Annotated in this window: 22 protein-coding genes; 8 read left to right on the forward strand and 14 right to left on the reverse strand. The window is 63.8% G+C overall.

The window, feature by feature from the left end:
* The 5 genes from LO50_RS10830 to LO50_RS24680 all read left to right on the forward strand — a co-directional run.
* Window positions 1–989: pyridoxal phosphate-dependent aminotransferase (locus tag LO50_RS10830; RefSeq protein ID WP_044314993.1), on the forward strand; the 989-nt coding region annotated here is incomplete at its 5' end.
* Window positions 989–1,696 (forward strand): DNA/RNA nuclease SfsA, encoded by a 708-nt coding sequence (sfsA, locus tag LO50_RS10835; protein ID WP_044314994.1) that lies wholly within the window; start codon window positions 989–991, stop codon window positions 1,694–1,696. The genes LO50_RS10830 and sfsA, both read left to right, overlap by 1 nt.
* A 271-nt stretch (window positions 1,697–1,967) precedes the next feature.
* The gene (gene rfbD / locus LO50_RS10840; protein ID WP_044314995.1) at window positions 1,968–2,888 is read left to right on the forward strand and encodes a dTDP-4-dehydrorhamnose reductase; all 921 of its coding nucleotides are present in this window, start codon (window positions 1,968–1,970) and stop codon (window positions 2,886–2,888) included.
* Window positions 2,889–3,000: 112 nt separating this feature from the next.
* Window positions 3,001–3,900, forward strand: coding sequence for an AEC family transporter (locus LO50_RS10845; protein ID WP_044314996.1), 900 nt, complete (start codon window positions 3,001–3,003; stop codon window positions 3,898–3,900).
* A complete protein-coding gene (locus LO50_RS24680; protein WP_152623970.1) occupies window positions 3,887–4,096 on the forward strand; it encodes a small membrane protein YohP in 210 nt (69 codons plus the stop codon). Before LO50_RS10845 ends, LO50_RS24680 begins: the two co-directional genes overlap by 14 nt.
* A 56-nt stretch (window positions 4,097–4,152) precedes the next feature.
* On the opposite strand, the gene LO50_RS10850 is transcribed toward LO50_RS24680, so the two are convergent.
* From LO50_RS10850 to LO50_RS10915, 14 genes are all read right to left on the reverse strand, one after another.
* Window positions 4,153–4,884 carry a VC0807 family protein gene (locus tag LO50_RS10850; RefSeq protein WP_281429800.1) on the reverse strand — a complete coding sequence of 244 codons (732 nt, stop codon included), beginning with the start codon at window positions 4,882–4,884 and terminating at the stop codon, window positions 4,153–4,155.
* 100 nt (window positions 4,885–4,984) lie between these two features.
* Window positions 4,985–5,932 (reverse strand): lysylphosphatidylglycerol synthase transmembrane domain-containing protein, encoded by a 948-nt coding sequence (locus LO50_RS10855; RefSeq protein WP_044314997.1) that lies wholly within the window; start codon window positions 5,930–5,932, stop codon window positions 4,985–4,987.
* 369 nt (window positions 5,933–6,301) lie between these two features.
* Window positions 6,302–9,109 carry a hybrid sensor histidine kinase/response regulator gene (locus tag LO50_RS10860; protein ID WP_044314998.1) on the reverse strand — a complete coding sequence of 936 codons (2,808 nt, stop codon included), beginning with the start codon at window positions 9,107–9,109 and terminating at the stop codon, window positions 6,302–6,304.
* Window positions 9,110–9,225: 116 nt separating this feature from the next.
* Complete coding sequence (purD, locus tag LO50_RS10865) at window positions 9,226–10,518, reverse strand: phosphoribosylamine--glycine ligase (RefSeq protein ID WP_044314999.1); 1,293 nt, start codon at window positions 10,516–10,518, stop codon at window positions 9,226–9,228.
* Between the two features lie 199 nt (window positions 10,519–10,717).
* Window positions 10,718–12,322 carry a bifunctional phosphoribosylaminoimidazolecarboxamide formyltransferase/IMP cyclohydrolase gene (gene purH / locus LO50_RS10870; protein ID WP_044315000.1) on the reverse strand — a complete coding sequence of 535 codons (1,605 nt, stop codon included), beginning with the start codon at window positions 12,320–12,322 and terminating at the stop codon, window positions 10,718–10,720.
* Between the two features lie 76 nt (window positions 12,323–12,398).
* Window positions 12,399–12,719 carry a DNA-binding transcriptional regulator Fis gene (gene fis, locus LO50_RS10875; protein ID WP_003279911.1) on the reverse strand — a complete coding sequence of 107 codons (321 nt, stop codon included), beginning with the start codon at window positions 12,717–12,719 and terminating at the stop codon, window positions 12,399–12,401.
* Window positions 12,716–13,729: a tRNA dihydrouridine synthase DusB gene (gene dusB, locus LO50_RS10880; RefSeq protein WP_044315001.1), complete on the reverse strand. Its 1,014-nt coding sequence runs from the start codon at window positions 13,727–13,729 to the stop codon at window positions 12,716–12,718. The genes fis and dusB overlap by 4 nt, the downstream gene beginning before the upstream one ends.
* 201 nt (window positions 13,730–13,930) lie before the next feature.
* On the reverse strand, window positions 13,931–15,175 hold the full coding sequence (locus LO50_RS10885; protein ID WP_044315002.1) for a DUF3426 domain-containing protein: 1,245 nt from the start codon (window positions 15,173–15,175) through the stop codon (window positions 13,931–13,933).
* Window positions 15,176–15,284: 109 nt separating this feature from the next.
* Complete coding sequence (gene prmA, locus LO50_RS10890) at window positions 15,285–16,166, reverse strand: 50S ribosomal protein L11 methyltransferase (protein WP_044315003.1); 882 nt, start codon at window positions 16,164–16,166, stop codon at window positions 15,285–15,287.
* A 145-nt stretch (window positions 16,167–16,311) separates the two neighbouring features.
* Window positions 16,312–17,661, reverse strand: coding sequence for an acetyl-CoA carboxylase biotin carboxylase subunit (gene accC / locus LO50_RS10895; protein ID WP_015275919.1), 1,350 nt, complete (start codon window positions 17,659–17,661; stop codon window positions 16,312–16,314).
* 17 nt (window positions 17,662–17,678) lie between these two features.
* Window positions 17,679–18,137 (reverse strand): acetyl-CoA carboxylase biotin carboxyl carrier protein, encoded by a 459-nt coding sequence (gene accB / locus LO50_RS10900; RefSeq protein WP_023446134.1) that lies wholly within the window; start codon window positions 18,135–18,137, stop codon window positions 17,679–17,681.
* 75 nt (window positions 18,138–18,212) lie between these two features.
* The gene (gene aroQ / locus LO50_RS10905) at window positions 18,213–18,656 is read right to left on the reverse strand and encodes a type II 3-dehydroquinate dehydratase (protein WP_014819270.1); all 444 of its coding nucleotides are present in this window, start codon (window positions 18,654–18,656) and stop codon (window positions 18,213–18,215) included.
* A 209-nt stretch (window positions 18,657–18,865) separates the two neighbouring features.
* A complete protein-coding gene (locus tag LO50_RS10910) occupies window positions 18,866–20,683 on the reverse strand; it encodes a protein-disulfide reductase DsbD (protein WP_080902093.1) in 1,818 nt (605 codons plus the stop codon).
* A 31-nt stretch (window positions 20,684–20,714) separates the two neighbouring features.
* The gene (locus LO50_RS10915; protein WP_044315005.1) at window positions 20,715–21,050 is read right to left on the reverse strand and encodes a Rieske (2Fe-2S) protein; all 336 of its coding nucleotides are present in this window, start codon (window positions 21,048–21,050) and stop codon (window positions 20,715–20,717) included.
* Between the two features lie 133 nt (window positions 21,051–21,183).
* Between LO50_RS10915 and LO50_RS10920 the strand changes: the two genes are divergently transcribed.
* Genes LO50_RS10920 through LO50_RS10930 form a run of 3 tightly spaced genes read left to right on the forward strand, consistent with a single transcriptional unit; the run spans window position 21,184 to window position 23,893 of the window.
* Window positions 21,184–22,221 carry a FecCD family ABC transporter permease gene (locus tag LO50_RS10920; RefSeq protein WP_014819273.1) on the forward strand — a complete coding sequence of 346 codons (1,038 nt, stop codon included), beginning with the start codon at window positions 21,184–21,186 and terminating at the stop codon, window positions 22,219–22,221.
* A gap of 5 nt (window positions 22,222–22,226) precedes the next feature.
* Window positions 22,227–22,988, forward strand: coding sequence for a heme ABC transporter ATP-binding protein (locus LO50_RS10925; protein WP_425522000.1), 762 nt, complete (start codon window positions 22,227–22,229; stop codon window positions 22,986–22,988).
* Window positions 22,989–22,999: 11 nt separating this feature from the next.
* On the forward strand, window positions 23,000–23,893 hold the full coding sequence (locus tag LO50_RS10930; RefSeq protein WP_041016153.1) for a ChaN family lipoprotein: 894 nt from the start codon (window positions 23,000–23,002) through the stop codon (window positions 23,891–23,893).
* The last annotated feature ends 16 nt before the right edge of the window (window positions 23,894–23,909 follow it).

Consider the following 23,909-nt stretch of genomic DNA (forward strand, 5'->3'; position numbering starts at 1 on the left):
ACACGCGCTATACCCCGGCGCGCGGCCTGCCGCAGCTGCGTGAAGCCATTGCCGGTTTCTATGCGCAGCGCTACGGATTATCCATTGACCCCGAACGCATCCTGATTACGCCCGGCGGCTCTGGCGCGTTGCTGCTGGCTGCCAGCCTGCTGGTGGACCCCGGCAAGCACTGGCTGCTCGCCGATCCGGGTTACCCCTGCAACCGGCATTTTCTGCGCCTGGTCGAAGGTGCCGCGCAACTGGTGCCGGTCGGCCCGGAGGTTCGTTATCAGCTGACTCCGGAGCTGGTCGAGCGCTACTGGGATCGCGACAGCGTCGGTGCGCTGGTCGCGTCGCCGGCCAATCCCACCGGGACGCTGCTGGATCGCGAGGAGCTGGCTGGGCTTTCGGCAGCGCTGAAAGCGCGTGGCGGCCATTTGGTGGTCGATGAGATATACCACGGACTGACCTATGGCGTGGACGCGGCAAGCGTGCTGGAAGTCGACGACGACGCCTTCGTGCTCAACAGCTTCTCCAAATATTTCGGCATGACCGGCTGGCGCCTGGGCTGGCTGGTGGCGCCGCCGGCAGCGGTTCCGGAGCTGGAGAAGCTTGCGCAGAACCTCTACATCAGCGCCCCGAGCATGGCTCAGCACGCGGCCCTGGCGTGTTTCCAGCCGCCGACGCTGGAGATTCTCGAGGCACGCCGCGGCGAGTTCGCCCGCCGCCGTGATTTCCTCTTGCCAGCCTTGCGGGAGCTCGGCTTCGGTATCGCGGTCGAGCCGCAGGGCGCGTTCTATCTGTACGCCGACATCAGCGCCTTTGGCGGCGATGCCTATGCCTTCTGCCAGCACATGCTGGAAACGGAGTTCGTCGCGATCACCCCAGGCCTGGATTTCGGTCGTTTCCAGGCCGGACATCATGTGCGTTTCGCCTACACCCAGGACCTGCCGCGCCTGGAGCAGGCTGTCGAGCGCATTGCCCGCGGCTTGCGCAGTTGGCAATCCTGATGCGTTTCGCACAACCGCTGGAGCAGGGGCGACTGGTCAGGCGCTACAAGCGTTTTCTTGCCGATATCATCACCGATGAAGGTGAGGCGCTGTGCATCCACTGCCCCAACACCGGCTCGATGCTCAATTGCATGAGCGAGGGGGCGCGGGTGTGGTTCCAGCGCAGCAGCGATCCACGGCGCAAATTGCCGGGGACCTGGGAGCTGGTCGAAACCCCGCAGGGGCGGTTGGCATGCGTGAACACGGCGCGGGCCAATCCGCTGGTCGAGGAGGCGCTGCTGAACGGGCAGATTGCCGAGCTGGCCGGTTTCTCGACGCTCAAGCGCGAGGTGGCTTATGGCGTGGAGAACAGCCGGGTGGATTTTCGTCTCGACTACGCCGGGACTGCCGCCTTCGTCGAGGTGAAGAGTGTCACCCTCGGCTTTGCCGAAACGCCAGTGGCGGCCTTTCCCGACGCCGTAACGACACGCGGCGCCAGGCACCTGCGTGAGCTGGCGACGCTGGCCCGTGCCGGTGTGCGTGCGGTGCAGCTGTACTGCGTCAATTTGAGCGGCATCGAAGCTGTGCGGCCGGCCGAGGAGATCGATCCGGCCTATGCCGCTGCGCTGCGGGAAGCGCAGGCGGCAGGCGTGGAAGTGCTGGCTTACGGCGTCGATCTTTCCGTCGAGGAGTTGCGTATTGCTGGCCGATTGCCGGTATTGCTCTGATGGGTGGACGGTCGTGACGGTTGGAAATTTTTCTGCCCGGCTCGGGAACAAAGCGCCTTTCGTCTGGCCTCAACGAGGCTGGAAACCACATCCATCACATACGGGAAGGCTCTGCTCCGCTGTTCGACGCGGCGTTACGACGCGTTCCAGCCCGTTTTCGATGGCTCCTGCGGCGTCAGCGCGACATTTCTGATGCGCGTGTAGCGCCGTGGATGAAACTAATTTCGGACGCTCGCGCCTGGCGCGGGCGTCGTCGATGAGGCTACAAAGAATGCGAATCCTCGTTTGCGGTGCCGGCGGCCAAGTGGGTCGAGAACTGGTGGAACGGGCAGCAAGTTTCGGGCTGGAGGTGCTGGCGCCTGCACGGGCCCAGCTGGACCTCGCGCAACCCGAGCAGGTTGCGGCAGTGATGCGTCAGCGTCCCGGGCTGATCATCAATGCGGCCGCCTACACCCATGTGGACAATGCCGAATCTCATCGTGAGCAGGCCTATGCGGTGAACCGCGACGGCGCGCGCCACCTCGCCGAGGCGGCCGAGCACGCTGGCGTTCCGTTGTTCCATATTTCCACCGACTATGTGTTCTCCGGTGAGGCCGATCGCCCCTATACCGAGAGCGACGAAACCGGGCCGACCGGCGTCTACGGTGCGAGCAAGCTGGCGGGCGAGGAAGCGATCCGTGAGCGTCTGCAATCGCATCTGATCCTTCGCACCAGCTGGGTGTATGGCGTGCACGGGCACAACTTCGTCAAGACCATGCTGCGGCTCGCCCGGCAGCGCGATGCGCTTGGCGTGGTGAGCGACCAGATAGGCTGCCCGACCCAGGCTGGCAGCATCGCTTCGGTGTTGCTCGAACTGGCACGCCGCTACGCAGCCGGCGCGGATCTCGCCTGGGGGGTGTACCACTTCAGCGGCGTACCGGCTTGTTCGTGGTACGACTTCGCCGTGGAAATATTCCGTCAGGGCGAAGGCGCCGGGCTGATCTCGCGGCAGCCGACGGTGTCGCCGATTGCCACGGCGCAGTACCCGACTCCCGCCCGGCGGCCGGCCTGGTCGGTGCTCGACTGCAGCCGCTTCGAGTCGACCTTTGGCCTCGCGCCCCGTCACTGGCAGGAAGACCTGGCCGATGTGCTGGCGATCCTGCGCCAGCAGGAGCACCCGGCGATCAGCCGTGAGCGGTCCTCCCGCGCCTGACAGAAAGTGCACGGCAGTTACCCGGCGCCGTGCGATTTCCCTGGCCTCCGGTGTATTCTTGCGCTCCCGCGCCAAGGCGTGGCCTGACGTTCGGCTCTAGAAGGGGCGCAGCATGGTAGTGGTGTTGGCAATCCTGCCGATCTTCGGGCTGATCACGCTCGGGTATCTGTTCGGCTGGCGGCAATGGCTCAACAACGAAGGAGCGGCCGGGCTGGCCAGTGTCACCTTCAAGCTATTCATGCCGGCAGTGCTGTTTACCGGGATCGCCCGCGCCGAGCTGAGTGACGGCATGTCGCCAATGCTGCTGCTGGCCTATTTCGTACCGGTGCTGCTGGTGTTCCTGCTGGTCAATCTGGTCGCTCACCGCCGCGCCGGGCGCGCCACTCCGCTTGGCCTTACGGCCGCCTACTCGAACAACGTACTGGTCGGCATCCCGCTGGTGACCACGCTGCTTGGCGCTGAAAGCCTGGTCTACGTGTTCGCCGTCCTGGTGTTTCACAGTCTCGTCCTGTTCTCGCTGCAGAGCTTCTACGCGGCACTGGGTGACGGCGACAAGGTCAGCGCTCCAGCGCTGCTGAGGAATCTGGCGAATCCGCTGATCATCGGTCTGGTGCTCGGTGCCCTGTTGAATCTTTCCGGGCTCGAGCTGCCCGAGCCGCTCTGGCGTGTTGCCGTATGGCTGGCGCAGGCGGCATTGCCCTGTGCGCTGATGGTGCTGGGCATCAGCCTGTCGCGCTATCGCCTGCGGCCAAACGGGACGGCGCTGCTGCTGACGCTGGTCAAACTGGCGGCGTTTCCGGCACTGGTCTGGTGGCTGAGCGGGTTGCTGCCAGGGCTGAATCAGGATGCACGCAACGTGCTGGTGCTGCTTGCAGCCTGCCCGAGCGGCGTTAACGTGCTGGCGTTCGTCAAGCATTCCGAGGACACGCGAGCGGTCAGCTCGACCGTGTTTCTCTCGACCGTGACTGCAGTCATCAGCCTGCCGCTATGGATGCTGCTTGCGGCTGGCTAGTGGAGCGCTCAGCGGTCAGCAACTAGGGCTCCACTGCAGTTTTGACGAACGGCTCCGGGACAGGACTGTCACAAAAATCACAGACCTGAAAAAAACCGGAGAGCACGGCATGTTGAAATTCATCGGCGGGACCGCAGGCATCATCTTCATCATCGGCCTGATCGTGGTGATCGGGATATTCAAGCTGCTGTTCTGACGAGCGGGGGCGACAGGCCGGCCGGCGCAAGTCCACCGGCCTTTTTTCATGCGCGGCTATTTGTTGCTGCGCGGTTCCTGCGCCGAGGTTGCCATGATGTCCTCCAGTCGCAGGCCGGTCAGCCCGTGAATGGTGCGCCAAAGGTAGAAGAAGATCGCCATCATCATCAACATGCTGGGAATGGCGATCATCGGGTAGCTGAGCAGGGTCATGCGGCCCAGTTCGGCGTTGAAGGCTTCGCTGCCGGCGGGGCTATTGACGATCCATTTGGCCAGCACGTAATTCATGAACGACGAGAAGAAGAAGGTGCCGCTGAGCAGGTAGGTCGCACGCAGCAGCCGCGTTTCGAAGTGTTCGACTTGGCCGTTTTGCTCGAGCTGTTCGTGGATCTTGTCCACGTTGAGCACTTTGGGGTTGTACAGCAGGGTGCGAATCAGCGGGTAGCGGGTGCGCGTCGAGGCCAGCACGGCGATGCCGATGATGCCGGGAACCGCTGCTTCCTTGATGGCTAGCCACTGGGTATCGAGCTGAAGCAGCCCGATGCCGCCAGTCAGCAGCACGCTGATCAGGCCGAGCAGGGCTATCCAGTTGAACTTGCGGTATTTGGCCAGCTCCCACAGCCCCCAGCCCAGCGGAAAGGCCAGGGCAAGCAGCAGTGCACCGTCTGCGCCGAGGCGGTCTTCACCACTGAGCTTCATCAGGATCAGCGAGGGAATCAGGATGCTGACGGCCAGGTCGATTAGCGGGCGCGGTTTGTGTTCGGCGTGGGTCTGGTCGGTATCGGTCATGACATCGGGTTGGTCTGGAGAGGGCTGCATGATCGCCTGTGTTGCGGTCATTCGCCATACCATCTTCGTCGGGATGGCGATTGGTATCGTTTCCCCATCATCAATGTTCGGGCGCTGCGCTGCGTTTCGCGCGCCATTGGCCGTACTCGAATATCAGTACGACGATCATGGCCAGAGCGAAGGGCAGTAGCAGATAGAAACCGCGGAACACGATGAGTGCTGCCAGCACGTCCACCGTGGGAATTTCCGGAAGGGCGGCCACGAAGGTCAGCTCCAGCACACCGAGCCCGCCGGGTGCGTGGGACAGCAATGCCAGGGTGAAGGATGCGAGGAATACGCCAAGGACGGTCAGATAGCCCGGGCTGTGTTCCGGCGGCAGCGCGAAGTAGATGATCGCCGCGGCGCAGAGCAGCTCAAGCGGGCCCGCCAGCAGCTGACGGCCGACGATCGGCAGTCGCGGGTACTCGATGTGCCATTTGCCCAGCCGCCAGGGTGGCAACTGGCGCCATGCGCCGAACGCATAGAGCGCGACCAACATGAGCAGGGTCGAACCGACGGCGATGGATACCCAGCTGTCGCTATCGACAGCCCGATGAAGAAGCTGCGGTTTCAGAATCAGCACGGCACCCCCGGCAAGCAGGGTGCCCAGCGCGAAGGTCAGCGAGCAGAAGACGATCAGGATGCCGATTTCCTGGGGCGTCAGGCCCCGGCTGCGGTAGGCGCGATAGCGCACCAGGGCGCCGGAAAACACCGATGCGCCGATGTTGTGCGCCAGCGCGTAGGTGGTGAAGGAACAGAGTGCGATGAACCACCAGGACATCTTCTTGCCCAGATGAGCCATCGCGATGCGGTCGTACCAGGCCAGCGCGACATAGGCGCCCAGGGTCGATAGCGCGGCCAGCAGCCAACGCCGCGCGCCGATCGCCTGCAGGCTGTCGGTAAGCTCGCTGAGCGAGATGTTGCGCACTTCGTGGTACAGCAGGTAGCCGGACAGCAGCACGGCCAGGACTCCGATGAGGGTCCAGGCGACATCGCTCCGCTTCATCATCACGTGGCTCCTTGAGGGAAGAGGATTGGCCACGTCTTGCGCTGAAGCACACTCATCCCTGATCGACCGCCATGCCAAACCTCCACCTGTTCTCGAATCGTCAAACAATCGGCAGCTGGCGACCGGTTTTGTTCAGTTTTTCACCCAAGTGGTCTTCTCGCTCGGACCGGCAGGAGGAGGTGCCGCTTGGATTGGTATCCCGCAGGAGAGCGCCGATGCCTGGGCGGTCGTCTGGGCATCGGTAGCCTGAGGCGATGCTGTGCATGTGGTGCAGGGGATGTAGAAGCGGTGCCAGTGCGGTGCTTGCCTGGAGATGGGGATGTCGACTATTGTCAGGGATTGGAAATCTGCGGGGACGGTAGGGCGCGGTCAGTCGACGCTCTCTGCCTGCTTGACGCGGACCCAGTGGTCGACAAGTTCGCGCAGGTTCGAGAGTTCCACCGGCTTGGCCATATGACCGTCCATGCCTGCTTCTCGCGCGCGGTCGCGGTGCTCGCTGAGGATATGCGCAGTCAGGGCAACGACGGGAGTACGCCGGCGCGCATTCCTGGCTTCCCATTCACGCAGCTGGTGGGTGGCCTGAAAGCCGTCGAGCACGGGCATCTCGCAATCCATCAGGACCAGGTCATACGGCTGCGCCTTGATCGCCTCCAGCGCCTCTTCGCCGTTGCAGGCGGTGTCCGGTTGCAGGTTGAGTTTGTTCAACATGCCGCGGATGACCTTGGTGGAAATACTGTTGTCCTCGGCGACCAGGATGCGGAAGTCACTGGGGACTTCGAGCGCGGGCAGGTTCTGCGGCACCGTTGCCTGGCGCTGCTGGGTGCCCGGCTGGCGCTGCGCGAGTTCGTCAGCCAAGGTGGTCTTCAGCGTGTAACCGGCGACCGGTTTGGCGAGGATGCGCTTGATACCCGCATTGCGCGCAATGATCTTGCTCGGTGCGCTGCTCATGCCGGTGAGCATGATCAGCAGGACGTCATGGTTGAGGCTGTAATCTTCCTTGATCTTGCTCGCCAGCTGCATGCCGGTCATGCCGGGCATGTCCTGATCGAGCAGGACCACATCGAAGTATTCCTTGAGGTGCGCCTTGGTCCGCAGCAGGGCCAACGCCTCTTTGCCCGACGCAACGGCGCTGACCTCCAGGCCCCAGCCGCTGCATTGCTGGACCAGTACCTTGCGGCAGGTGTCGTTGTCATCGACGATCAGCAGCCGAGTGCCTTGCAGCGGCCCGTCCAGGTCGGCATTGCTCTGCGCCAGCCCTTCACTGGCCAGCGGCAGACTGATCCACAAGGTGTTGCCCTGGCTGGTGCCAGTCTGGATACCGAAATCACCATCCATCAGTTGCACCAGCTGGCGCGCGATGATCAGCCCCAGGCGCCCGCCATGGCGTGTCGCCGCAAGAAAGTCATGACTGTCGACTGCGGCATTGAGCAGCGCGTCGCGCTCGTACGCCTCGAGTGGCCGCCCACTATCCTGCACGGTGATGCGCAGGCGCGGGCTCTCGGGCGGTCCGTCGACCGCGGCGATCAGCAGCACCTCGCCCTCGTCGGTCTGCTTGAAGGCATTCTCCAGCAGGTTGAGCAGGGTCTGGCGCAGACGGGTCGGATCGCCGGTCACGACCTGCGGCAGCTGCGGCTGGATAAAGCTGATCAGCTCGACCTTCTGCTGTTCGGCCTTGGCGCGGAAGATGCTCAGACAGTCTTCGATCAGCGCGTTGAAATCGAACTGCACGTCATCCAGCTCGATCTGGCCAGATTCCAGCTTGGAAATGTCGAGAATCTCGTTGATCAGATTGAGCAGTTCGTTGCCGGAGCTATGAATCGTCTGGACGTAGTCGCGTTGCTTGGCCGACAGCGAAGTGCCCAGCAGCAACTCGCTCATGCCCAGCACGCCGTTCATTGGCGTTCTCAGTTCATGGCTAATCTTGGATAGGAAATCGGCCTTGGTCTTGAGTTCCGCGCTGCTGACGGCCGCTGCGGTGAATTGGGTGCGGCTGTCGGTCTGGCGCTGCCGTTGACGTTCGAGCAGGGCAAAGCTGAGTAGTAGCCCTGCGAGGGTCGCGAGGCTGAACAGGCCGCCAGTCAGCCAGCCCGGGTCGAGCTGGTCGAAGCCCAGCAACATGGGCATGAAGAAGATCATGCCGACGTTGAACAGGGTCGTTCCGGCCACTACCAGGCGCGCCGGCTGATAGCCCCGGCGCCAGTGATAGATCGCGACGAGCAGAGTGCTGCACGATGCGGCCAGCACCAGCGAATAGATCAGCCAGCTGTACCACGGCCACTGACCGAGCAGGATGCTGGCTGCCAGTGCCAGTACCAGGTTGAGTTCGATGCCCAGCAGCCAGGTGATCCAGGTTCGTCTGCGGTGATGGAAGAAACCCAGCGTGTAGCCGAGCAGCGCGGCGCTGGCGGCCATCGCCGACAGGTCGGCGATCAGCGGCTGACTGTAGGTCAGCCAGGGCATCCACGCCGCCATGACCCCGAGATTGGCCATGGCGCAGGCCAGCAGGGCGCCGTGCAGCAGGCTCAGCCAGATATGCGTGTAGCTGAGCGTGTAGGCAAAGCGCAGCAGGTTGTAGATCATCAGCAACGCCAGCGCACCGAACAGCGCACCAAACAGGTAGGCCGGCTTGCTCAGGCTGACCAGGCCGGCTTCATCGATGGTCTTGAACCAGGTCATCATTGGATGGCTGGACTGCAGGCGGATATAAGCCTCGCGCGGCTGCCCGTCATTGGGAAGGCTGAACAAGTACGCCCGGTTGGGCAATGGCCGGGCGCTGAAGGGACGTAGTTCCCCGGTCGCCGTATGCTGCTCGAGCTTGCCGTCACGCAGCAGGTAGAAGTCCAGATACTGCACTCGCGGTGCAAACAGCCACAGCCACTTCGGTCGTGTCAGTGACGGCAGGCTGACCTGCAGCCAGACGGCTCGGTCGCTGGCCGGAGCGCTGTAGGAGAGTTTTTCGAGACGCTGGAACAGTGCGCGCTGGGAAACCACCTCATCGAGCGTAAGCCCTCCCGACTGGTCGATCAGCATGCGCCAGTTCTGTGGCACGGAATTGGGTGGAGCGGATAGTGCTGGGGAGGGCGGCGACTGGGTAATGGACGCCAGGGCCGGAAGCGGGATCAGGTTGATCAGCAGCAGGCCGAAGAAAACAGCGATGGCAATCCGGAGCCGACCCACTTGAGAAGTCCGTTCATGTGTGTGACGGCCGATTATAGCCATGCCTTTGTCGGCCTGTAATGCGTGCGGCAGCGGTAAAACTTGGCGCCGCACGCATTCCTGGCGCCTGGCTACGCTCAGCTGTCGCCCAGCTCCCGGGAGATGGCGCGATAGCCGATATCTTTGCGATAGAAACAGCCATTCCAGTGGATTTTTTCCGCCAGACGGTATGCCTGCTGCTGCGCCTCGGAGACGGTGCGGCCGATGGCAGTTGCGCAAAGTACGCGGCCACCGGCGGTGACGACCTGGCCCTGGTCGTTCAGCGCGGTACCGGCATGAAACACCTTGCCATCCAGCGCAGCGGCATCGTCCAGCCCTTCGATCACATCGCCCTTGGCGTAATCGCCCGGGTAGCCGCCAGCAGCCAGCACCACGCCGACGGTCGGGCGCGGATCCCAGGTCGCCTCGACCTTGTCCAGCGCCTTGGCCAGCGCGGCTTCGACCAGCAGCACCAGCGAGGATTCGAGGCGCACCATGATCGGCTGGGTTTCCGGGTCGCCGAAGCGGCAGTTGAACTCGATGACCTTGGGCTTGCCGGCCTTGTCGATCATCAGTCCGGCGTACAGGAAGCCGGTGTAGACATTGCCTTCGGCAGCCATGCCGCGCACGGTCGGGTAGATCACCTCGTCCATCACGCGCTTATGCACATCGGCGGTGACCACCGGAGCCGGCGAATAGGCGCCCATGCCGCCGGTGTTGGGGCCGCTGTCGCCGTCGCCGACGCGCTTGTGGTCCTGGCTGGTGGCCATCGGCAGCACGTTCTCGCCGTCGACCATGACGATGAAGCTGGCCTCTTCGCCATCCAGGAATTCTTCAATGACTACGCGCGCGCCGGCGTCGCCGAAGGCGTTGCCGGACAGCATGTCGCGCACCGCTTCCTCGGCTTCGGCCAGGGTCATGGCGACGATCACGCCCTTGCCGGCGGCCAGGCCGTCGGCCTTGATGACGATCGGCGCGCCTTTTTCACGCAGGTAGGCCAATGCCGGCTCGACTTCGGTGAAGTTCTGGTAGTCGGCGGTGGGGATGTTCTGGCGCGCCAGGAAGTCCTTGGTAAAGGCCTTGGAGCCTTCCAGCTGCGCGGCGGCGGCGGTCGGTCCGAAGATGTCCAGGCCGCGCGAACGGAACAGATCGACCACGCCTTTGACCAGCGGTGCCTCGGGGCCGACGATGGTCAGTTGTACGTTGGCGGCGGCGAAATCCGCCAGTTGCTCGATGGCCAGCACGTCGATGGCGACGTTCTCGCACTTGGCTTCAGTGGCGGTGCCGGCGTTGCCCGGGGCGACGAAGACCTTGGCGATGCGTGGATCCTGCGCGACCTTCCAGGCCAGGGCGTGCTCGCGGCCGCCGCTGCCGATGATCAGTACATTCATTTCTCTCTCCCAATGGAGGCGGGCCGGTCGCCCGCTTGGTGGATAAGCGAAGCGTTATCCACCCTACGAATTCTGAGGTCGCGATCGGGCTGGTAGATGCAAGGCGCCCGATTCTTCACCCGGCGGAGTTGCCTTCTGGCAATGAGCATGGGGGAAGAGTCGGGCAACGCCGCAGATGCCTGTCCGAATGCGGCTGATTTTAGTGCCGGAAGTGGCGCATGCCGGTGAACACCATGGCAATGCCGGCTTCGTCAGCCGCTGCGATCACTTCGGCGTCGCGCATCGAGCCGCCCGGCTGGATCACCGCGGTGATGCCGGCCTTGGCCGCGTTGTCGATGCCGTCGCGGAACGGGAAGAAGGCGTCCGAGGCCATCACCGCGCCAGGAACCGGCAGGCCGGCGTGCTCGGCCTTGATCGCGGCGATGCGCGCGGAGTTGACGCGGCTCATCTGGCCGGCACCAACGCCGACTGTCTGGCGGTTCTTGGCATAGACGATGGCGTTGGACTTGACGAACTTGGCCACTTTCCAGGCGAAGATCAGGTCATGGATTTCCTGCTCGGTCGGCGCGCGCTGGGTGACGATCTTCAAGTCTGCTTCGGTGATCATGCCGATGTCGCGGCTCTGGATCAGCAGGCCGCCGTTGACGCGCTTGTAGTCCCAGCCCGGGTTGCGCTCGGCCGGCCATTCGCCGCATTCGAGCAGGCGCACGTTGGCCTTGCTGGCGACGACGTCGCGCGCGGCCTGGGAAACCTTGGGCGCGATGATCACCTCGACGAACTGGCGCTCGACGATGGCCTGGGCGGTTTCGCCGTCCAGCTCGCGGTTGAAGGCGATGATGCCGCCAAAGGCCGACTCGCTGTCGGTGGCGTAGGCCAGGTCATAGGCCTTGCGGATGCCGCCTTCATCTTCCGGTACCACGGCGACGCCGCACGGGTTGGCATGCTTGACGATTACGCAGGCCGGCTTGGTAAAGCTCTTCACGCACTCCAACGCAGCGTCGGTGTCGGCCACGTTGTTGAACGACAGCTCCTTGCCCTGCAGTTGCGTGGCGGTGGCGACGCAAGCCTCGTCGGGCTTCTCGACATAGAAGGCGGCTTGCTGATGCGGATTCTCGCCGTAGCGCATGTCCTGCGCCTTGATGAACTGCATGTTGTAGGTGCGCGGAAACAGGCTGCGATTTTCGGTGCTGAGCTGCTCGGTGCTCTGGTCGATGCCGCCCAGGTAGTTGGCGATCATGCCGTCGTAGCCGGCGGTGTGCTCGAACGCCTTGAGCGCCAGGTCGAAGCGCTGGGCGTAGGTCAGCCCGCCGTTCTTCAGGTTGTCGACCACTGCCGCGTAGTCCTCGGCATTGACCACGATGGCGACGTCCTTGTGGTTCTTGGCCGCGCTGCGGACCATGGTCGGGCCGCCGATGTCGATGTTCTCGATGGCGTCCGGCAGGGTGCATCCGGGCTTGGCCACCGTGGCTGCGAACGGATAGAGGTTGACCGCCACCAGGTCGATCGGGGCAATGCCGTGCTCGGCCATCACCGCGCCGTCCAGGTCGCGGCGGCCGAGGATGCCGCCGTGAATCTTCGGATGCAGGGTCTTCACCCGTCCGTCCATCATCTCCGGGAAGCCGGTGTAGTCGGCCACTTCGACAGCCGCGATGCCGTTGTCACGCAGCAGCTTGAAGGTGCCGCCGGTGGAGAGGATCTCGACGCCGAGGGCTTCGAGGTCGCGGGCGAAGTCGACGACGCCGGTCTTGTCGGACACGCTGATCAGCGCGCGGCGCACGGGAAGGCGGGTGGTATGGTCGGTCATTGACGTTTCCTAGAGGCTACAGGCTTGAGTCCGCGAAGGCGGCAGGTGCGGACAGCCGCGCCTGCCAGCTGCCGCGTCAGAGCAGGTCGTACTGTTTGAGTTTCTTGCGCAGGGTGCCGCGGTTCAGGCCCAGCAGCTCGGAAGCCTTGGTCTGGTTACCCTTGACGTAGTGCATCACGGTTTCCAGCAACGGCGCTTCCACTTCGGAGAGTACGAGGTTGTAAACGTCCGTGACGTCTGCACCTTCGAGGCGGGCGAAATAGTTGTGCAGCGCTTTCTCGACGCTGCCTCGCAGCGTCTGCCCCGCTTCGCTCGGCGTGTTCAGGTGCTGCTTGAGGTTCACGTTGTCACTCACGGATGTTGTTCCACTTACCAATGTTTCATTCAACAGCGTCATGCGGCCACCTCTGTTCCATCCACCGAGCCAGGCCCTGAGCGTTGTTCGGCAAAGAACTGCTGAATGCCGAAGGCCTGTGCATCCCTGTCTTCCAGATGATTGAAACGGGCGCGGAAGTCCCGCGCGCCCGGCAGTGTTGCGAGATACCAACCCGCGTGCTTGCGGGCGATACGGACTCCCATCACCTCGCCATAGAATTCATGCAGCGCCTGCACATGCTCCAGCAGGGTGCTTTCAACTTCGTCCAGCGTCGGCGCCGCGAGCAGCTCGCCGGTGCGCAGATAATGCTCCACTTCGCGAAAGATCCACGGGCGACCCTGCGCCGCACGTCCGATCAACAGGCCGTCCGCTCCGGTTGCCTGTAGTACCTGGGCCGCCTTGTGCGGCGAATCGATATCGCCATTGGCGAACACCGGAATCGACACCGCCTGCTTGATGGCGGCGATGGTGTCGTACTCGGCTTCGCCGGTGTACAGGTCGGCGCGGGTGCGGCCGTGAACGGCAAGTGCTGCGATGCCCGATTGCTCGGCGATACGCGCGACGGTCAGGCCGTTCTTGTTCTGCCGATCCCAGCCGGTGCGAATCTTCAACGTCACCGGAACGGTCACGGCGCCGACCACGGCTTCGAGGATATCCGCGACCAGCTTCTCGTCACGCATCAACGCCGAGCCGGCGGCCTTGTTGCAGACCTTCTTCGCCGGGCAGCCCATGTTGATGTCGATGATCTGCGCCCCCAGCTCCACATTGCGCTGCGCCGCCTCGGCCAGCATCTGCGGGTCGCCACCGGCAATCTGCACTGAGCGGGGCTCGGGCTCGTCCGCATGGGGAATGCGCAGGCGAGATTTGCGACTGTTCCACAGACGCACATCGCTGGTGAGCATTTCCGAGACCACCAGGGCCGCGCCGAAGCGGCGGCACAACTGGCGGAACGGCTGATCGGTCACGCCGGCCATGGGCGCGAGGATCAATCGATTGGTCAAGGTGTAAGGGCCGATGCGTACCGCTGACATGAAGATTCCCTGCTTGGGGCCTGCTTGTTAGGTAGATCGGGACTGCAAAAAAGGGTGGGCATAATACCCGCTACGCATGACGGGTTAAAGGCTGTTTTGAACAAATTCTGAACAGTGGTCGCCTTATCGCCGGGAGTTTGGACACGCCCGCCGCCCGCGCGATGAGCGCCGGCGGCGGCAGTCTGAACTGCAAGCTCGTCGTTATTTGGGCGAATGGAAACTCAGGCTGTAGTTAACCGCCTTTGCGCCCGGGTCGAGGATATCCAAGGCGATATGGATGGGAACCTGCGGTGGCATCTGGGCCTGTCCTGCCAGTTCTCCAGAAAGATATTCGCTGGGCTTGAAACTGCGGCTGGCGATCAGTTTGCCGTTGAGGTCGGCAAAGCGGATTTCCAACAGCGGAAACGGCTGTGCAAAGGCCGCGCGGTTGTAGAGGATCGCGTCGACGACCAGCGCGCCGGTGAACTCGGGATGGCTGCGCACGACCAGGTTGCTGCTCTTGATCTGGCCAATGTCGACCAGGGCCGGCAGTTCGCAGCCAACGGTCGGGCAGATACTCTCGAACCAGCTGCGATACTGGGGCTGCCTCGACAGCTCGTCGTAGTTGTAGGCAACGTACTGGGCACCCAGCGCAAGCAGTGCCAACAGGTTTAGTACGCTCCAGCCGAGCCAGCGTCCCCAGGGTTTCTTCGCTTCCTGCCAGTCCAGCTGCAGTGGCTCATCGTCGAGCTCGAACAGCGGCTCGTCGCGCAGGTCGGGCTCGCGGCGTGGCGCTGCAGGATCGACGACAGGGGCGAGCTGTTCGGTAGCCGATGGCGTTGCCAGTTCAGGTTCGACCCTTTCGTCGTGCGCCTGCTGGGCTTCGGCGATCGCGAGCGGCGTGGGACTGGCTGCCAATGGGCTCAGCGGTTGCGGAGACTCCGAGGTGACCGGGTTGAAGCTGACCACCTCATCGCTCGGGCTCGCCGGCGACTGCGTGACGCCTTGTTCGGCGTTCAGCAGGATCTCGGCCCAGCTTTCGTCCTGCGTGGAGGACATCTCCGGTAGCGGATCGCGAGGCCTGGCTGCCGCGTCGCCGTTGGCTTCGAGGTTGAGTAGGTCGCGAGACAATTCGCGCTCCTGCCGCTCCAGTTTGGCCAGCTCTTCGTCCAGGTCGAGGCTGTCCAGGTCCAGGTCATCGTGAATCCACAGCGTTTCATCGACCTTGGCGGTTGGCGCCGGCATGGTAGCCCTGGGATGCTCGGTAGCCTGCGTCTGGATCGACTTGTCGACGGGAGTTGTCAGTGGTTGCGTCGGGTCCAGCTCATCGCGCAGCAGATGATGGGCGGCGTTGAAGACTTCCATGCAGGCGCCGCAACGCACTGCGCCGCGGGCCGCGCGCAACTGGCTGCGGGCGACGCGAAAGCGGGTGCTGCAGTTGGGGCACTGGGTGATGAAGCTGGTCATGCGTCTTTCCGCGCGAAGGTGTCGGCTAGTCTAGCGTATGCCAGTCGCGCAGCGGCAGGGGCTGCGGCTCCTGTTGTGCAAGTGTGCGGGCGAGGTCGCAAGGCGCTGCTCAGGCACGTCGGACGCCGCTGATGCGTACCCAGCCATCTTTGTCGGCGGTTGGGTCGAGCTCGAATGCATCGCTGTAGGCGGCGCGTACCTCCTCGGCCTGTTCGGCTAGGATGCCGGACAGTGCCAGGCGGCCGCCGGGCTTGACCAGTGCGGTGATGCGCGGCGCCAGCGAAACCAGCGGGCCAGCAAGAATGTTGGCGACCACCACGTCGGCAGCCTTTTCCGGCAGCTGTTCAGGCAGGTAGAGCGCGAAACGCTCTGCGGCGATGCCGTTGCGCTCGGCGTTGTCGCGTGAAGCGTCCAGCGCCTGGGTATCGATGTCGGTGCCGACGGCATGCTCGGCGCCCAGCAATAGGCCGGCGATCGCCAGGATGCCCGAGCCGCAGCCGAAATCCAGCAGGGACTGGTCCTGCAGAGGCTGGGCATCCAGCCACTCGAGACAGAGTGCGGTAGTGGGGTGGGTGCCGGTACCGAACGCCAGGCCAGGATCCAGCAGCAGGTTGACCGCGTCGGGCTCCGGCGCCGCGTGCCAGCTGGGGACGATCCACAGGCGGCGGCCGAAGCGCATCGGCTGGAAGTTGTCCATCCAGCTGCGCTCCCAGTCCTGGTCTTCGATCACTTCGACCTGGTGCTCGGGCAGCTCGCCGCCGCGCAGCAGCTGCAGGTGGGCGAGCAGGGAGTCCGGGTCGGTGTCGGCTTCGAACAATGCCAACAGGTGCGTGTGCGACCACAGCGGAGTGGTGTTGAGATCCGGCTCGAAGATCGGCTGATCCTCGGCGTCCATGAAGGTCACGGAAACCGCGCCCAGATCCAGCAGCTGGTCTTCCAGCGCTTCGGCCTGATCGGGGGTGATGGCGAGTCGGATCTGCAGCCAGGACATGGAGGCCTCTCGAGTGGGGTCGCGGGAAAAGCCGGCAAGCTTACTGGAGGGGGCGTTGGGCGGCCAGCGTGGACTAGATATCCGCCTGACAGAAACGACAGAGGCCGCCCGAAGGCGGCCTCTGCAGTACAGCGCCGAGCGTGGCTCAGTGCTTATCCATGCCCAGTTTTTTCTCCAGGTAATGGATGTTCACGCCGCCCTTGCAGAAGCCGGGATCGCGCACCAGGTCGCGGTGCAGCGGGGCGTTGGTCTTGATGCCGTCGACGATCAACTCGTCCAGCGCGTTGCGCATGCGGCCCATGGCCTCGTCGCGGTTCGCCCCGAAGGTGATCAGCTTGCCGATCAGCGAGTCGTAGTGCGGCGGAACCGAGTAGCCATCGTAGAGGTGCGAATCAACGCGAACACCGTTGCCGCCCGGCGCGTGGAAGTGCTTGACCTTGCCCGGGCTGGGCATGAAGGTGCGCGGGTCTTCGGCGTTGATGCGACATTCGACGGCATGGCCGCGGATGACGACATCTTCCTGCTTGATCGACAGCTTCTGGCCGCCACCGATCAGCAGCATCTCCTTGACGATGTCGATGCCGGTAACCATCTCGGTAACCGGATGCTCGACCTGTACGCGAGTGTTCATCTCGATGAAGTAGAAGTTGCCGTCTTCATAGAGGAACTCGAAAGTACCGGCGCCGCGGTAGCCGATATCGATGCACGCCTTGACGCAGCGGGCCTGCACCTTGCGGCGGGCTTCTTCGTCGATCAGCGGGGCAGGGGCCTCCTCAATCACCTTCTGGTGACGGCGCTGCAGCGAGCAGTCGCGATCGCCGAGGTGGATGGCGTTGCCCTGGCCGTCGGCCAGGACCTGGATTTCCACGTGGCGCGGATTGGTCAGGAACTTCTCGAGGTAAACCATCGGATTGCCGAAGGCTGCGCCTGCTTCGTTGCGGGTCAGCTTGGCCGAGGCGATCAGGTCCTCTTCCTTGTGCACAACGCGCATGCCGCGACCACCACCGCCACCGGCGGCCTTGATGATCACTGGATAGCCTACCTCGCGGGCGATCCGCAGCGCTTCCTTCTCGTCTTCCGGCAGCGGGCCGTCAGAACCCGGAACGGTCGGTACGCCGGCCTGCTTCATCGCGTCCTTGGCGGACACCTTGTCACCCATCAGGCGGATAACGTCGGCGGTCGGGCCGATGAAGGTAAAGCCAGACTTCTCCACCTGTTCGGCGAAGTCGGCGTTCTCGGCGAGGAAGCCGTAGCCGGGATGAATGCCGTCGGCGCCGGTGACTTCGGCAGCGGCAATCAGTGCCGGGATGCTCAGGTAGGACTTGGCAGAGGCGGCCGGGCCGATGCAGACGGACTCGTCGGCCAGCGACACGTGCATCAGGTCACGGTCGGCAGTGGAGTGCACAGCCACGGTCTTGATGCCCAGTTCCTTGCATGCGCGCAGAACTCGAAGGGCTATCTCGCCGCGGTTGGCGATCAGTACTTTTTCCAACATCGCTGGCTCTCCGCGGTTCAAACGATGGTGAACAGCGGCTGGTCGTATTCGACCGGCTGACCATTCTCCACCAGGATGGATTCGATGGTGCCGCTGATCTCGGCCTCGATGTGGTTCATCATCTTCATGGCTTCGACGATGCAGAGGATGTCGCCCTTCTTGACGCTCTGACCGACTTCGACGAACGCCTTGGATTCCGGCGAGGACGCACGGTAGAAGGTGCCGACCATCGGCGAGCGGACCACATTGCCGTTCAGCTTGGGCGCGGCCGGGGCAGCGTCGGCAGCCGGGGCGGCAGCAGCTACCGGAGCAGGAGCCGGTGCGGCCGGAGCCTGAGCGTAGATCGGCTGCTGCATCGCTACCTGCTTGCTGTGGCGGCTGATGCGTACCGACTCTTCACCCTCGTGGATCTCCAGTTCGTCGATACCGGACTCTTCCAGCAGTTCGATCAGCTTTTTGACTTTGCGAATATCCATGAAGCATTGACTCCCAGGTAAGTTCAAAGGGCATTGCTGCTCGCTTCTTCAAGGCTCGGCATGTGCACGAGCCCCTCAGGAAGCAGCGAGTTGTTCCAGGGCGGCCTCCAAGGCCAGTCGGTAGCCGCTGGCGCCAAGGCCGCAGATCACACCCACCGCGATATCGGAAAAGTAGGAGTGATGGCGGAAAGGTTCACGCTTGTGCACGTTGGACAGGTGCACTTCGATGAATGGGATGCTCACGGCCAGCAACGCGTCACGTAATGCGACGCTGGTATGCGTGAATGCCGCGGGATTGATCAGGATGAAATCGACGCCTTCGCTGCGCGCGGCATGGATGCGCTCGATCAGTTCGTACTCGGCGTTGGATTGCAGATGCAGCAGATGATGTCCGCGATCTCGGGCACGCTGCTCCAGATCCTGATTGATCTGCGCCAGCGTCACTGCGCCGTAGACGCCCGGCTCGCGGGTGCCGAGCATGTTCAGATTCGGCCCGTGGAGGACCAGAAACGTGGCCATCGGTATTCCTTGTTTTTCTGTATGCGCTGATCAGTCGAGGTGGCTGGTCGCGAGAAGGGAAAAACTATGCCCCAAGCAGGGTATGACTGTCCAGTCATGTCGCGATCGAAGGAAATGCCCGCATTATGTCTGAAGATTGCCGCAATGATTCATTGGGCAGAGGATCGTCGGCTTGTCGTGGGTCGATCCCGCGAAAATGCGTACGTGAGCTAGAGCAGAGGTGCCGCGCGATCCAGTCGCTCGCTGAAACCGGGAGCGTCTATCTCGCCGACTACACGCACGTCGGACATCTCATTGCCACGCCGATCGAAGAACAGGATGGCCGGGGGGCCGAACAGTTTGTAGCGGTCCAGCAGGCTGCGTTGGGCGGCGTTGCTTTCGGTGATGTCGAAGCGGATCAGACGATAGTCGGTCAGCCGCGGTGCCACCTGTGGGTTGGCGAACACCTCGCGTTCGATCACCTTGCAGCTGATGCACCAGTCGGCGTACCAGTCGAGCATCAGCGGTTGGCCGGCGGCGCGGGCGGCGGCCAGTTGGGTATCGAGCTCGGCCGGCGTGGAAATGGTGTGCCAGCCTTCACTGGTCATGCTGCCCGGCGCTGATCCGGCCACGGAGGTTGGCAACGGCCGAAGTGGATCGGAGCCGCCCTGTAGCGCCCCGACCCACGCGGCCAGCGCGTAGACCAGCAATACCAGTCCCATCAGCTGCGCGAGCTTCTGCCTGGGTGTCTTGCTGGTAAATTCCAGGGTCCCGAGAAATACGGCGCTGCCGGCCGCGAGCAGGCCCCACGCCGCCAGAGCAAGCGGACCGGGCAGTACGCGCTCGAGCATCCAGACGGCGACGGCGAGCAGCAGTACGCCGAATACGTTGCGCACGCTGATCATCCATGGGCCGCTCTTGGGCAGTAGCGCGCCACCGCCGGTGGCGAACAGCACCAGCGGTGCGCCCATGCCCAGGCCCAGGGCGAACAGCTTCAGGCCGCCGCCTAGCGCATCGCCGCTGGCACTGATGTACAGCAGTGCGCCGGCCAGCGGAGCGGAAACACAAGGCGATACCAGTAGACTGGACACGGCACCGAGCAGCGCCGCTCCGGTAAACGAGCCGCCGCGTGCGTTGCCGGCAAGACGGTCGAGTCGACTGCTGAGTGCCTGTGGTAGGCGCAGCTCGAACAGCCCGAACATGGCCAGGGCGAAGGCGACGAAGAATAATGCGAAGGGTACAAGAATCCAGGGTGATTGCAGGCGCGCCTGCAGATTCAGCTCGGCGCCGAATACGCCCATGAGCGCGCCGAGCAGGGCGAAGCCGCCAGCCATTGGCAGCACGTAGGCCAGCGACAGCAGAAAGCTGCGCATTCCGCCGGGCTGGTCGCGCAGCACGACGCCGGTGAGAATCGGCAACATCGGCAGCACGCAGGGGGTGAAGGTCAGGCCCAGACCGGCGAGGAAGAATAGCGCGATGGAGCGCCAGGAGAGGTCGCGTTTGCTGGCCTGCTGGCTGGCTGACGCTTCGGTGGTCGCTCCGCTGGGGGCGCCGGCAACGTCGCCGATGGGGAGCGATTCGGTTTCCGGGGGGTAGCACAGGCCTTTATCGGCACAGCCCTGGTAGGAGACCTGCAGGACGAAGGGGCGGTTGTCCGGGTTCGTCAGCGGTAGCTCGACATCGACAATGCCGTAATAGGCTTCGATCTCACCGAAATAGTCATCGACCTTGGGCACGCCGGCGGGCAGCTTCGGCTCACCGATCACGACACCTGACTGCTCGGTCTTGAAGGCAAAACGATGACGGTAGAGGTAGTAGCCCTCCGCTGCGACGAAACGCAGGGTGATCTGTTCAGGCGTAGCCTCAACGAGACTCAGTCGAAAGGCTTCGCGTACCGGCAGGAAATCGCTGCTGTTGTTCAGCGCACCGCCAAGACTGGCGCTGGGCTTGTTGTCGAACAGGCCGGCGTGGGCAGGAAGCACGAATAGCAGGAGCAGCAGACTCAGCAGGCGAAGCATGGCGATCTCACGGTAAAGCTGTGGCGGCATGATAACCAAGCCCGACGCCCGGCGCCCGTGCTCAACTGTCGCTCTGCCGATCAGTTTGCAACCAGATGCTGTCCTTGTCCTCGGCTGCATCCAGCTGGCGCAGCGTCTGGCCGGCGCAGGGGCCGGCCACGCACTCACCGGATTCGATGAGAAACAGCGCGCCGTGAGTGGCGCATTGCAGCAGGCTGCCACTGTCGTCGAGGAACTGGTCGGGACGCCACTCCAGCGGAACGCCGCGGTGTGGGCAACGGTTCTCGTACAGGTATGTCCGGCCATCCCGGCGAACGGCGATCACTTTCAGCTCCCCGACCGTGAAGCCGCGGCTCTGCCCTTCGAGAAGCTCGGATGTCGCGCACAATCTGATCATCGGGTCCTCCGCCATGAGCCGGAATTATCCCGCAGCCGGCGAGGAAGTGCAGTCGGATAATTTTTGCCGGGCTGGCGGCTGCGGCGGCGGGCTCTTATCCTTCGCCGCACATACCGCTTGGCAAAGCAATCCGATGGGTAGTCCGGTTCCTGCGCGCTTTCTGTTCTTCGTACTCGGCTTGTTGTTGCTGGTCGCGATCTGGTTGTCGCTGGCGCTGGGACCGCTGAGCCTGGCGCTGGGCGACAGTCTGGCTGCGGCGCTGCGCTTGGTAGGCGTGCCGATCGAAGCGTCCGGGCTCGAGCAGGCCGAGCTGATTCTTGCGCAGATCCGCCTGCCGCGGACCTTGCTGGGCTGCGCCGCCGGGGCAGTACTGGCGCTTTGCGGGGTGGCGATGCAGGGACTGTTCCGCAACCCGCTGGCCGACCCAGGGCTGGTCGGGGTTTCCAGCGGTGCTGCGTTGGGCGCGGCGATCGCCATAGTCGGTAGCACATTCATTCCGGCGTTGCCTGCGGGGTGGGAGCCCTACCTGCTGTCGGTCTTCGCCTTCGTCGGCGGGCTGGGCGTGACCTTGCTGGTTTACCGACTCGGCCGGCGCGACGGGCAGACCCACGTCGCCACGATGCTGCTGGCCGGCATTGCGCTGACCGCGCTGGCCGGTGCGTTGGTTGGGTTGTTCAGCTATCTGGCCGACGACAGAACGTTGCGCTCGCTGACCTTCTGGAATCTCGGCAGTCTGAACGGCGCCAGTTATGCACGGCTATGGCCGTTGCTGCTGATCACCATCGCCGTCGCACTGTGGCTGCCGCGGCGGGCGAAAGCCCTGAATGCGTTGTTGCTCGGCGAATCGGAAGCGCGTCATCTCGGTTTCGATGTGGAGCGGATCAAGCGTGAACTGGTGGTCTGCACGGCGCTGGGTGTCGGCGCAGCGGTGGCTGCTACCGGTCTGATCGGCTTTATCGGATTGGTGGTTCCGCACCTGATGCGCCTGTTGGTCGGCCCCGATCACCGCTTGCTGCTACCAGCTTCGGCACTTGCTGGCGGCAGCTTGCTGCTGCTTGCCGATGTCGCCGCGCGGCTGGTGATAGCGCCGGCGGAGCTGCCGATCGGCATTGTCACTGCGTTGCTCGGCGCACCTTTCTTCCTTTATCTGCTGTTGCGGGAGCGCCTCTGATGCTGGTGGGCCGCGATCTGACCGTGCGCCGTGGCGGGATAACGGCGCTGCAGGATGTTTCCCTCGAGCTGCGCCCGGGGCAGGTTTTCGGTGTGCTCGGCCCGAACGGTGCGGGCAAGAGCACGCTGCTGGCGACGTTATCCGGCGAGCTCAGGCCTTCCAGGGGGCAGGTCTTGCTCCAAGGGCGGCCGCTCGGCGACTGGGCGGATGTGGAACGCGCGCGTTGCCTGGCCGTGCTGCCGCAGAGTTCGACGCTCAGCTTCGCCTTCCGCGTGGCGGATGTGGTGGCCATGGGGCGCCTGCCTCATCGCACCGGGCGCGGAGCCGATGCCGCCTTCGTTGCAGCAGCGATGGCTGCGGCGGACGCGCGGCACCTTGCGACGCGCAGCTACCTTGAACTGTCTGGAGGTGAGCGTCAGCGTGTGCATCTCGCTCGGGTGCTGGCGCAGCTGTGGCCGGGCGAGACAGGGCAGGTGCTGATGCTCGACGAGCCTACGTCGATGCTCGATCCTGCGCACCAGCACAGCATTTTAAAGGCGGTTAGGGCCTTCGCCGCGCAAGGCGCCGCCGCTCTGGTGATCCTGCACGATCTGAATCTGGCTGCGCGCTATTGTGATCGGTTACTGCTGCTAAAGGATGGTCGGCCAATCGTGGCAGGGCCACCCGATGAAGTGCTGCAAGCCGAGCCGCTGCGAGCGGTATTCGGTCTGGATGTGTTGGTGCAGCGACATCCGGAACTCGGTCACCCGCTGATCATTGCCCGTTGAGGAGGTTCATCGTGCGCATTCTTGTGTTGCTTGTGCTGGGTTTGCTGACGGCATGCCATTCGCTACCGTCGCTACCTGAGTGGCAAAGTCCCGAAGGGCGTGAGCATCCGGAGCTCGGTCTGATCGTCGATCTGCGCAGTGACGCGGTACTCACGCCCGCGCAGCTGGTAGCGGAGCTGCAGGCGCAGGATCAGCTGCTGGTCGGCGAGCGGCACGACAACCCGGATCACCATGCGCTGCAGCTCTGGTTGCTGCGGGCGTTGGCCGAAGAACGTCCGCAGGGCAGCTTGTTGCTGGAGATGCTCGACCCCCAACAGCAGGCGCTAGTCGAAGCGGTGCGCCGCGAGGTGCGTGAGGGGCGAGCGCCGGCCGATCTTCCTGAGGCCCTGGGCTGGCAGAGGGGCTGGGATTGGGCTCAGTACGGAGCCCTGGTTTCACATGCGCTCGCGCAGCCATACCCATTGCTGCATGCCAATCTCAGGCGCGACGAAATCATGTCGATCTATCGTGCCGCACCGTCATTGCAGGGGCGCAAATCTGCGGCCGCGGCGGTAAGCGAGGCATTGCTGGCGCAGATCGAGGTCTCTCACTGCGGGATGCTGCCGGCCTCCCAGCTGCCGGCGATGCTGGCGGTGCAGCAGCAGCGTGATCGACGCATGGCCGAGCGAACGCTCGCCGCAGCCGAGCCAGCCATGCTGCTGGCCGGCGCGTTCCATGTCCGTCGAGACCTGGGCGTGCCGTTGCATATCGAGGATCTGTCAGGGAAGTCAGTCGCGGTGTTGATGCTTGCTGAAGTGGGCGAGACGGTATCCGCTGCGCAGGCCGACTATGTCTGGTACACCCCGGCGCAACCGGAGCAGGATCATTGCGAACAGCTGCGCCGACCGGGCAAGCAACCTGGCTGACATTTTCTACAGGCAA

Origin of the sequence: Stutzerimonas stutzeri (assembly GCF_000935215.1) — a bacterium.
GTDB lineage: Bacteria > Pseudomonadota > Gammaproteobacteria > Pseudomonadales > Pseudomonadaceae > Stutzerimonas.

Excerpts from the sequence above, each read along its gene's own strand:
- accC (WP_015275919.1), bottom strand. The coding sequence starts at position 17,661 with ATGTTGGAAAAAGTACTGATCGCCAACCGCGGCGAGATAGCCCTTCGA.
- accB (WP_023446134.1), bottom strand. The coding sequence starts at position 18,137 with ATGGATATTCGCAAAGTCAAAAAGCTGATCGAACTGCTGGAAGAGTCC.
- rfbD (WP_044314995.1), top strand. The coding sequence starts at position 1,968 with ATGCGAATCCTCGTTTGCGGTGCCGGCGGCCAAGTGGGTCGAGAACTG.
- purD (WP_044314999.1), bottom strand. The coding sequence starts at position 10,518 with ATGAATGTACTGATCATCGGCAGCGGCGGCCGCGAGCACGCCCTGGCC.
- LO50_RS10885 (WP_044315002.1), bottom strand. The coding sequence starts at position 15,175 with ATGACCAGCTTCATCACCCAGTGCCCCAACTGCAGCACCCGCTTTCGC.
- LO50_RS10850 (WP_281429800.1), bottom strand. The coding sequence starts at position 4,884 with ATGACCGATACCGACCAGACCCACGCCGAACACAAACCGCGCCCGCTA.
- fis (WP_003279911.1), bottom strand. The coding sequence starts at position 12,719 with ATGACGCTGTTGAATGAAACATTGGTAAGTGGAACAACATCCGTGAGT.
- aroQ (WP_014819270.1), bottom strand. The coding sequence starts at position 18,656 with ATGGCCACGTTTCTGGTCCTCCACGGGCCGAATCTGAACATGCTCGGC.
- LO50_RS10920 (WP_014819273.1), top strand. The coding sequence starts at position 21,184 with ATGGGTAGTCCGGTTCCTGCGCGCTTTCTGTTCTTCGTACTCGGCTTG.
- LO50_RS10855 (WP_044314997.1), bottom strand. The coding sequence starts at position 5,932 with ATGATGAAGCGGAGCGATGTCGCCTGGACCCTCATCGGAGTCCTGGCC.
- prmA (WP_044315003.1), bottom strand. The coding sequence starts at position 16,166 with ATGTCCTGGCTGCAGATCCGACTCGCCATCACCCCCGATCAGGCCGAA.
- LO50_RS10910 (WP_080902093.1), bottom strand. The coding sequence starts at position 20,683 with ATGCCGCCACAGCTTTACCGTGAGATCGCCATGCTTCGCCTGCTGAGT.
- sfsA (WP_044314994.1), top strand. The coding sequence starts at position 989 with ATGCGTTTCGCACAACCGCTGGAGCAGGGGCGACTGGTCAGGCGCTAC.
- LO50_RS10845 (WP_044314996.1), top strand. The coding sequence starts at position 3,001 with ATGGTAGTGGTGTTGGCAATCCTGCCGATCTTCGGGCTGATCACGCTC.
- purH (WP_044315000.1), bottom strand. The coding sequence starts at position 12,322 with ATGACCGACCATACCACCCGCCTTCCCGTGCGCCGCGCGCTGATCAGC.
- dusB (WP_044315001.1), bottom strand. The coding sequence starts at position 13,729 with ATGTCAGCGGTACGCATCGGCCCTTACACCTTGACCAATCGATTGATC.
- LO50_RS10915 (WP_044315005.1), bottom strand. The coding sequence starts at position 21,050 with ATGATCAGATTGTGCGCGACATCCGAGCTTCTCGAAGGGCAGAGCCGC.